General features: G+C 75.4%; 3 protein-coding genes. All 3 read right to left on the bottom strand.

Annotated features, from left to right (window positions below; genetic code table 11):
- On the bottom strand, positions 1-185 hold a 185-nt coding region (locus amrb99_RS49420), incomplete at its 3' end, for a hypothetical protein (protein WP_190869027.1).
- A complete protein-coding gene (locus amrb99_RS49415) occupies positions 182-832 on the bottom strand; it encodes a hypothetical protein (RefSeq protein WP_190869026.1) in 651 nt (216 codons plus the stop codon). The genes amrb99_RS49420 and amrb99_RS49415, both read right to left, overlap by 4 nt.
- Positions 829-1,125 carry a hypothetical protein gene (locus amrb99_RS49410; protein WP_190869025.1) on the bottom strand — a complete coding sequence of 99 codons (297 nt, stop codon included), beginning with the start codon at positions 1,123-1,125 and terminating at the stop codon, positions 829-831. The genes amrb99_RS49415 and amrb99_RS49410 overlap by 4 nt, the downstream gene beginning before the upstream one ends.
- Positions 1,126-1,253 lie beyond the last annotated feature (128 nt).

Genomic DNA, 1,253 nt, shown 5'->3' with positions numbered 1-1,253 from the left:
GCGATAGCGGCGTGCGCGCGGAGGATCAGCGCGGCCGGGTACTCGGGGGCGGGCCGTCCGGGGCGGCCGGTGCGGCGGTGCCCGACCGGCTGGATCGCGGCGGCGAGGATGAGCGCGCGGACCTGCTCGACCGTCATGCGCGGGTCGAGCAGGTCCGCCGCGTCCTCTGCGGTCCAGGCGGTCACGGCGCCGGTTCCGGGACGGCGTAGACGACGGAGCGGCCGTCCTGCCAGACGAGCGACGCGCGGCCGGAGTAGCGGCCGGTCTCCATGCGGGCGCGCGGCCGGTTCCCGTCCGGGTCTGTGCAGTCGGGCGTGCAGCAGCGGACCTCACCGCGGTGCCGGGACCAGCGCAGCGAGTACGCCCCGCAGTACTCGCAGGCCGGCGGCAGGTGCCCGGGGAGCCGGGGCAGCGGCACCCACCGGTCCGCCTGGTCGATGTCGCCGACCTGCGCGGCCGTTTGCACCCATCCGGCGACGATGCGCGCGGCGAGTCGCGCCCTGTCCTCGGGGACGGCCTCGGCGAGCCGGACGATGCTGCGGAGCGCGTCGCGGGTGTTGGTGTCCGACCCGCCGCGCCGACCGCCCAACCGGCCGGCCGAGTCCCGGCGCAGGCTCGCCTCGAGGCGTCGCGCGCCCTCGTGGATCGTGAGCAGGGCGACACCGGCCTCGGGGTGCCACGGCGCCGGGCTGCCCGTCACTTTGTGGTGCGACGACGTGCCGCGCGCCGGGTCGCCTACCGGCTCGGGCAGCAGGGCGGCGAGCTGGTCGAGTAGGCCTCCGTCGTCCGCGAGGCGGCGGACGTCGAGCGAGAGGGCGGCGAGGTGGGTCAACTTCCGTCCTCCTGCGTGTCGTTGCTCGTGGCGCGGTCGATCACGGCGGCCATCTCCTCGGCCGCGCGCTTGCGGTCGGGCGTGTACCGCCACCGTTCGATCTGCTGCCGGATCTGCGAGAGGGCGGCCTCGGAGCGCTGGAGCCGGTACAGGAACGCGTCGCGCTCCAGCTCGGCGGTCTCGGCGCGGGCGAGCGCTTCCGCGCCCCTGCGGACGGCCTGCCGCTTGCTCTCGATCAGCTCGTCCACGTCGCGAAACAGCGTGTTGACGTCTGGATTCTGCCTGCCGCTCACACCGTCACCTCGCCCCGGTGGTCTTCGTCGGCCGACCACTCGACGATCACTGCGCCTTCGCGCACCGCGAGGTCGCGGGCGCGGCCGTCGTCGTCCACGAACGCGCCGACGAGACCGCGCTGCGGGCA

It is taken from the genome of Actinomadura sp. RB99, assembly GCF_014706005.1.
Classification (GTDB): Bacteria; Actinomycetota; Actinomycetes; order Streptosporangiales; family Streptosporangiaceae; genus Spirillospora.
Note: the sequence above shows the minus strand (reverse complement) of the source record. Positions and strands in the feature narration are given on the sequence as shown.